At 63.6% G+C, this 7220-nt stretch carries 7 protein-coding genes; 5 read left to right on the plus strand and 2 right to left on the minus strand.

Features of this window, described 5'->3' with window-relative positions:
- Nucleotide 1 precedes the first annotated feature (1 nt).
- From ENZ74_RS15635 to ENZ74_RS15650, 4 genes are all read left to right on the plus strand, one after another.
- Nucleotides 2-985 carry a branched-chain amino acid ABC transporter permease gene (locus tag ENZ74_RS15635; RefSeq protein WP_245470961.1) on the plus strand — a complete coding sequence of 328 codons (984 nt, stop codon included), beginning with the start codon at nucleotides 2-4 and terminating at the stop codon, nucleotides 983-985.
- Entirely contained in the window at nucleotides 982-1686 is a 705-nt protein-coding gene (locus ENZ74_RS15640) for an ATP-binding cassette domain-containing protein (protein WP_013532995.1), read from the plus strand. Before ENZ74_RS15635 ends, ENZ74_RS15640 begins: the two co-directional genes overlap by 4 nt.
- A gap of 2 nt (nucleotides 1687-1688) precedes the next feature.
- Nucleotides 1689-2390 (plus strand): ABC transporter ATP-binding protein, encoded by a 702-nt coding sequence (locus tag ENZ74_RS15645; protein WP_063167561.1) that lies wholly within the window; start codon nucleotides 1689-1691, stop codon nucleotides 2388-2390.
- A gap of 103 nt (nucleotides 2391-2493) precedes the next feature.
- Nucleotides 2494-3642, plus strand: coding sequence for a substrate-binding protein (locus tag ENZ74_RS15650; RefSeq protein WP_244514270.1), 1149 nt, complete (start codon nucleotides 2494-2496; stop codon nucleotides 3640-3642).
- A 48-nt stretch (nucleotides 3643-3690) separates the two neighbouring features.
- Here ENZ74_RS15650 and ENZ74_RS15655 read toward each other — a convergent pair whose 3' ends face one another.
- Together ENZ74_RS15655 and ENZ74_RS15660 are read right to left on the minus strand one after the other, a co-directional pair.
- Nucleotides 3691-5337, minus strand: coding sequence for an acetolactate synthase large subunit (locus ENZ74_RS15655; RefSeq protein WP_063167559.1), 1647 nt, complete (start codon nucleotides 5335-5337; stop codon nucleotides 3691-3693).
- Between the two features lie 84 nt (nucleotides 5338-5421).
- Nucleotides 5422-6759: an aromatic ring-hydroxylating dioxygenase subunit alpha gene (locus ENZ74_RS15660; RefSeq protein ID WP_164745998.1), complete on the minus strand. Its 1338-nt coding sequence runs from the start codon at nucleotides 6757-6759 to the stop codon at nucleotides 5422-5424.
- A 128-nt stretch (nucleotides 6760-6887) separates the two neighbouring features.
- Here ENZ74_RS15660 and ENZ74_RS15665 point away from each other — a divergent pair.
- The coding region (locus ENZ74_RS15665) for a LysR family transcriptional regulator (protein WP_127312855.1) at nucleotides 6888-7220 on the plus strand (333 nt) is incomplete at its 3' end.

The raw sequence follows: 7220 nt of genomic DNA on the forward strand, positions 1-7220 counted from the left end.
GATCGCCCGCGACCGCAACTGGCTGCTGATCTTCGCCGCCTGCGTGGCGCTCGCGATCATCTATCCGTTCTTTGTCGGCGGGTATCAGCTGACCGTGATCCGCGACGCGCTGATCTTCGGCCTGTTCGCCGCGAGCCTCGACTTCTTCTGGGGCCGCACTGGAATCCTGTGTTTCGGCCACGCTGCGTTTTTCGGCATCGGCGGCTACATCATGGCGCTGATCACGCTCAACGATGCGATCTCCTTCGCCAGCCTGCTTGGCATCATCGGTGCGGTGGCCGGTGCGGCCTTGGTCTCCGCCATCATCGGCTACTTCCTGTTTTTCGGCGGCATCCGTGGCAGCTATTTCACCATCGTCACGCTGGCCATGGGCGTCATCTGCCAGCAGGCGGCGGTCTCCTGGAGCTCGGTCACCGGCGGCGACAGCGGGCTGATCGGCATTCCGCCGATTGCCTTCGATGTCGGCGGGCTGCACGTCGATCTCAGCCAGGACCTGCCCAGCTACATCTTCGTCTCGGCCATCGTCGCGGTGACCGTGCTGGCGCTGTGGTCGATCAGCCGTGGCCGCTGGGGTACGGTGCTGACCGCCATACAGGACAATGAAGTCCGGGCAGCAGCGCTCGGCCACAATGCGCCGTTGCGGCTGCTCGTCACCTTCGTCCTGTCGGCGGCGATCGCCGGCCTTGCCGGCGCGCTCTATGTCTGCATGGCGGGGTTGGTGGCACCGGATCTGTCCGGACTGCTTCTGTCGACGGAAGTCATCGTCTGGGTGGCGGTCGGCGGGCGCGGCACGCTGCTGGGGCCGGTGCTCGGCGCCATCTTCATCCAGCGTGCGCAGCAGACGATCAGCAGTTTCAACCCGAGCCTGTGGCCGCTATTGCTCGGCTGTGTCTTCGTCATCATCGTCTTCGTCCTGCCGGACGGCATCCTGTCGATCTACGCGCGACTGAAAGCCCTGTTCAAAGGCGGGAGGCGCGCACAATGAGCGACATCCTGCTCCAGGCCGAAAATGTCGGCATCCGCTTTGGCGGGCTGCAGGCGCTGGAGGCCCTGAACCTCACTGTACGCGACAAGGAACTCTGCTGCATCATCGGCCCGAACGGCGCCGGCAAAAGCACCTTCCTCAATGTGTTGACCGGTACGCTGCGCCCGACCAGCGGCAGCGTGCGCTTCCTCGGCCACGACATAGCCGGCCTGCCGCTGCATCGCATCGCCCGGCTCGGCATCGCGCGCAAGTTCCAGATCCCGTCCGTCTTCCCGAGCCTCTCGGTGGAAGACAATGTGAAGGTCGCCCGCTGGGGGGCGCCCTCGCCTGTGCGCCCGGTTGGCGAATTGCTGGAATTGGTCGCGCTGAGCAATCGCGCCGCCACACCGGCCGGCGAACTCGCGCATGGCCAGAAGCAATGGCTGGAGATCGGCATGGCGCTGGCAATCGAGCCGCGGTTGCTTTTGCTCGACGAACCCACCGCCGGCATGACGCCGCAGGAGACGCTGGCGACGGCCGATATGCTGCTACGCCTAAAGGGCGAGTTCTCGATCGTCGCCGTCGAACACGATATCCGCTTCGTACGGGCGCTGAACTGCGAGACGCTGGTGCTGCATCAGGGACGCCGCCTGCGCAGCGGTCCTTTCCATGACATCGAGACCGACGAAATGGTCCGCGATGTCTATCTGGGGAGGCGCTGATCATGCTGCGGACAATGGCGGTGTCAGCCGGCTACGGCCCGCTCCCGGTGCTGAACGGCATCGACCTCAGTGTCGCGCCAGGCGAAGTCGTCGGCCTGCTCGGCCGTAACGGCGCCGGCAAGACGACGCTGCTGCGCGTCATCGCCGGCGGCTTGCGAGCGAGCGGTGGCGCGGTGGTTCTCGGTGACAAGGACCTCACGAACGCGCCGGCCTTCCGCCGCGCGCGGGCAGGCATTGCGCATGTGCCGCAGGGGCGCGGGATCTTCAACCAGCTGACGGTGCGGCAAAACCTGGAGGTCGGCACCCGCGCTGCCAAGGACCGTGGCGACGGCGGCATTTCGGCCGACATCTTCGGCTATTTTCCGATCCTGCGCGAGCGCGAAGCGCAGGTCGCCGGCACGCTTTCGGGCGGCCAGCAGCAGATGCTGGCGATCGGCCGCGCGCTCTGCGGCCTGCCGTCGGTGCTGCTGCTCGATGAGCCTTCGGAAGGCATACAGCCGAACATCGTGCAGTCGATCGCCGAGCTGGTGCCGCGCATCGCGCGCAAACGCAGCATCGCGATCGTGCTGGTCGAGCAGAATCTCGATCTCGTTCTCAAGGCATCGGACCGCTGCCTGGTGATGGAGAAGGGCAGGATCGTCCATGAAGGCGCGCCGGAGGCGTTCGCCGACGAGACCCTGCTGAAGGATCTGTTGGCCCTATAAGGCGCGCCTGAAGCGCGCCTGGGAGCTTGTTGACTTGTAAGGCGTGCATGGGGCGCGCCTGGGACTGGAAGGGAACACAACAATGATAAGCAGAAGAACTGTCTTGAAATCCGGCGGCGCCGCGGCCGCTTTCGCCATGGTCGGTGCGCCGTCGGTCCTGCGCGCCGCCGACACCGTCAAGGTCGGCCTGTCGATCCCGATCACCGGGCTGCAGGCGATCCTCGGCGAGACGCTGCTCAATTGCTACAAGCTCGCCGCCGCCGAACTGAACGCCGCCAATGGCATTGGCGGGCGCCAGGTCGAGTTGTTCATCGAGGACAACCAGACCACGACCAAGGGTTCCATCGACAAGGCGCGCAAGCTCATCAACGAAGACAAGGTCGACGTGGTCATGGGCACGATCATTTCGCCGGAGCGAAGTGCTACGCTGTCGGTGACCTCGAAGGCCAAGAAGCTGTTCTTCTACCCAACCAATTTCGAGGGCGGCGAATGCAACCGCTACTTCGTCGCCACCGGCCCGATCCCGATGCAGCAGGTCGACCCGATGATGCCGTGGGTGGCCGAGACCCTCGGCAAGACCATCTACGTCATGGCCTCCGACTATGCCTGGCCGCAGAAGATGACCGAGGCGATCACGGCGGCTTACGAAAAGGCCGGCGGCAAGATCATCGGCGCCGACTACTATCCGTTCGGCACCACGGATTTCGGCCCGGCCTTCCAGAAGATCAAGTCGCTGAAGCCCGATGTCGTCTGGTCGATGGTGGTCGGCAACGACGCCGTCACCCAGCTCAAGCAGTATCGCAGCTTCGATATCAAGCAGCCGCTGATCGCACCGCTCGACGAGGTCTTCAACAAGGACGCGCTGCCGCCCGGCGTCGCGGCCGGCACCTACGCACCGCAGCCTTACTGGATGGCGCTCGACAATCCGGTCAACAAGAAGTTCATCGCGAGCTTCCGCGAGAAGTTCGGCAAGGAGAAGATGGTCAACGGCATCGGCGAAGCCGGCTACAACGGCCTGCATCTCTACGCCCTGGCCGCCGAGAAGGCCGGATCGCTGAAGGACGATGATGTGCTCAAGGCGCTGCCGACGATCGAGTTCGACGCGCCGCAAGGCAAGATCCGGGTCGATGCCAGCAACAACCACACGCTCTGCCATTCCTATGTCGGCAAGGCGGCCGCAGACGGCATCAGCTATGAGATCGCCAAGGATTTCGGGACGATCGCGCCGGCCACCCCTTACTGCAAACTGTAGGCGCTTCGGCAACAGCTCCAGGTAATCCTGACGGCGGCTTTGCCGCCGTCAGCTCGCTTGCGGCGCAGGCAGCCGCTCGCGCAATTCGTCGACAAGCACCCTGGTGTTTTCGGGATAGTCGATGGGCACGACGACGAGGTGCACGCCGCCGCCGGTGAAGGCCCGTTCCAGCGCCTGCCGCAAATCGGCGATCTCGCCAACTCTTGTCCCCTTGGCTCCGTAGGCCTCGGCATATCTGACGAAGTCGGGATTGCCGAAGGTCATGCCGAAATCCGGAAATTCGTCGACCGCCTGCTTCCAGCGGATCATGCCATAGGCATGGTCTTCGAGCAGCAGGACGACGAGATTGAGCTTGAGCCTGACGGCGGTCTCCAGTTCCTGGCTGTTCATCATGAAGCCGCCATCGCCACAGATGGCCATGACACGGCGCTGCGGATAGAGCAGTGCCGCCATCATCGCCGACGGCAAGCCCGCGCCCATCGTGGCCAGCGCATTGTCGAGCAGGATCGTGTTTGCCATGCGGGTGCGGTAGTTGCGCGCGAACCAGATCTTGTACATGCCGTTGTCGAGGGCAAGAATCCCATCCGCCGGCATCACGGCGCGCACGTCATGCACGATGCGCTGCGGCGTGAAGCGATCTTCGGTGGCGCGCGCGGCGATGCGGCTCAGAATGCCTTCCCGCAGCGGCAGCAAGGCCTGTGCATTGGGGACCTTGCCCTCGATGCGGTCGGCCAGCAGCGCCAGCGAAGGACCGAGGTCGCCGACGATTTCGGCTTGCGGGAAATAGACCTGCTCGACATCGGCTGAATGGTAGCCGACATGAATGACCTTCGGCCCCTTCGCCCCCATGATGAAGGGCGGCTTCTCTACCGTGTCGTGACCGACGGTGATGATCAGATCGGCCTGTTCGATGGCCTCGTGCACATAGTCGCGCTCCGAAAGGGCTGCCGTTCCCATATAGAGCTCCGTGCCGCCAGGCACGGTGCCCTTGCCCATCTGCGTGGTGAAATAGGGAATTTGCGTCCGCAGCACGAACTGGGCGACATCGGGAGTCACGCGCGGTCGCGACGCCGCCGCACCAAACATCAGCAGCGGACGCCTGGCTTCCATGATCATACGGGCGGCGCGATCAAGCGCGCCCGGGCTGGCCAGCGGCAGTTCGACCGGATGCGTTGGCACGAGTGCTACCGGTTCACACTCGGCCGCCGCAATGTCTTCCGGCAATTCAAGATGTACGGGGCCGGGACGCTCTTCCTGGGCGACACGGAAAGCTTCGCGAACCAACGAGGGGATCATCTTCGGCGAAACGATCTGACGCGACAGCTTGGTCAGCGGCTTCATCGCCGCGACGATGTCGACGATCTGGAAGCGCGCCTGCCGGGATGACAGGATGCCTTTCTGGCCGGTGATCATGATCATCGGCATCGCGCCGAGCAGCGCATAGGCCGAACCGGTCGAAAGGTTGAGCGCGCCCGGGCCAAGCGTGGTGATGCACACACCCGGCTTGCCGGTAAGCCTGCCATAGGTGGCGGCCATGAAAGCGGCTGCCTGCTCGTGGCGGGTCAGGATCAGCTGGATCGAGGAGCGGCGGATGGATTCGACGATATCGAGATTTTCTTCGCCCGGAATGCCGAAAATCCGCTCGACCCCTTCGTTCTCGAGGGCCGCGACGAACAGATCCGAACCTTTGGTCATGACCACCTCTCCCGCAACATTCCGTCGGCCACCTTCATATGGCATCGGAACGCGACGCCTCAAAGAGGCATCTTCGGCTGCGGGTCAGAGGCGCGCGTTGCAACTCGCCGCTTTCGGCGAGGCGAAAAGTTCCTTCGGCGCAGACCATTGGCTGATCGGTGCGCCGCGCGTGCCGGTGATCAGCGAACGCAGTTCTGACAGATAGGTCTGCACGAAGAACGAGGTCTGGCTTTCCAGCGGCGTATAGGGACCCGGCCGGTAGGCGCGCGACATGATGCCGTCGGCATTGTCCTCGGTGATCTTCTTGTCCTGCACCGTGGTGACGTCCCACATCCAGCTGATCGCATCGGCGTCGATGTCGCCATCGGCGTCCTTGTCGACGAGCCAGGTCAGAATGACGTCGGTTTCCGTGGCGCTGCGCGGTATCATCTGGAACAGCGTGACATAATCATTGGCAGCACTTGCAAACGACAGGCGTCCGAGGCGGAAGCCGCTTTCGCCACCATCATAGGCGTGACGGCCGCCCATCAGGCATGAGACCCCCTCACCTGTATTGGACAGCGTGTTGCGGCCGGATCCGATCGGCTTGCGGTGCATGGCAAACGGCATCGTGTCGAGGTCGCCAGCCTGCCACGCGCCCTTGTGGAACTCGGCATCGCCGATGACGCTGTGCCAGGCCTCGATTTCATTCTGCCACTCGACCGCCTTGTCGGCGTCGCGGGTCGCGGTCACTTTGACATGGCCGTTGACGCGGTAATATTCGGGGTGGGCCGGCCGGCAGTGATAGCATTCGAGGAAGTTCTCGAGCACCAGCTTCCAGTTCGCCTTGGTGAGATAGTTCTTGCGCGCGACGATGCGTGCACGGTCAAGGCCGTTTTCGCGCAAGCCGCCGGTCAGCCCGTCCGCGACAGGCTGGATGTCGGGCAGCGAATTGGCATCAAGGCCGCAGAACACGAGGCCGCCGAAACTCTTGCAGGGTACGCGGTGCAGTCCCAGCGCTTCCGGATCGACGCTTTCCGGTAGATCCTGCCGTGACTGCAACTCGCCGGTCAGCCTGAACGACCAGGCATGGTAGGGGCAGACCAGAAGCTTGCCGCGACCATCCTTGGCGCAGAGCCGCGAGCCGCGATGGGTGCAGACATTGTAGTAGGCCGCGATGTCCTCCTCGCCGTCGTCGAAGCGCACGACGATGATCTCCTCGTCGAAAAGCTGGCGCACGATGTAGCGGCCTTTTTCTGGGACCTCGCTGGCATGGGCGACAAGCATCCATTGACGCGGAAACCACAAGTCCCGTTCCAGCGCGAAGATGGCAGGGGCCGCGTAGAAGGCCTGTTCCAGCGACCAGTCCGGACGTTGCCGGTCGATCAGCCTGACGGTCTCGCTTCTGTCGATAGGCTGGCTGTTCGATGTGTAGGCCTGCACGGCAAACACCTTTCTGCTCGCTGGCGTTCGAATGACGTTTCGATAGAGTGTGCGATGCGGAAAGGCTTGCAGCAAATACAGAAATGATAGACATTCATATCGAAAAGGCATGAAAGCAGGTTTGGATCGTGAAAACCCTCAAGACATCGCTTCCCCTGCTGAACGCCATGGTCGTCTTCGAGGCTGCCGCCAGGCATGGCGGGCTGACGCTGGCCGCACAGGAGCTCAACATCGCACAATCGGCGGTCAGCAGGCATGTCGCCAATCTCGAGCGCCAGCTGTCGGTCGAGCTGTTCACGCGCAGAGGCAACCGCGTCGCCGTCACCGGGGCCGGCAACACGCTGGCCGAAGCGATCCGCGAGGGTCTCGGCACCATCAGGCAAGCGGTCGAGGATTTGACCGCGCACGACAGCGATACATTCGTGGTCGGCTGCAGCCACGACTTCGCGCAGGCATGGCTG

It is taken from the genome of Mesorhizobium sp. M7A.F.Ca.CA.002.15.2.1 (assembly GCF_003998715.1).
GTDB classification, from domain to species: domain Bacteria; phylum Pseudomonadota; class Alphaproteobacteria; order Rhizobiales; family Rhizobiaceae; genus Mesorhizobium; species Mesorhizobium ciceri.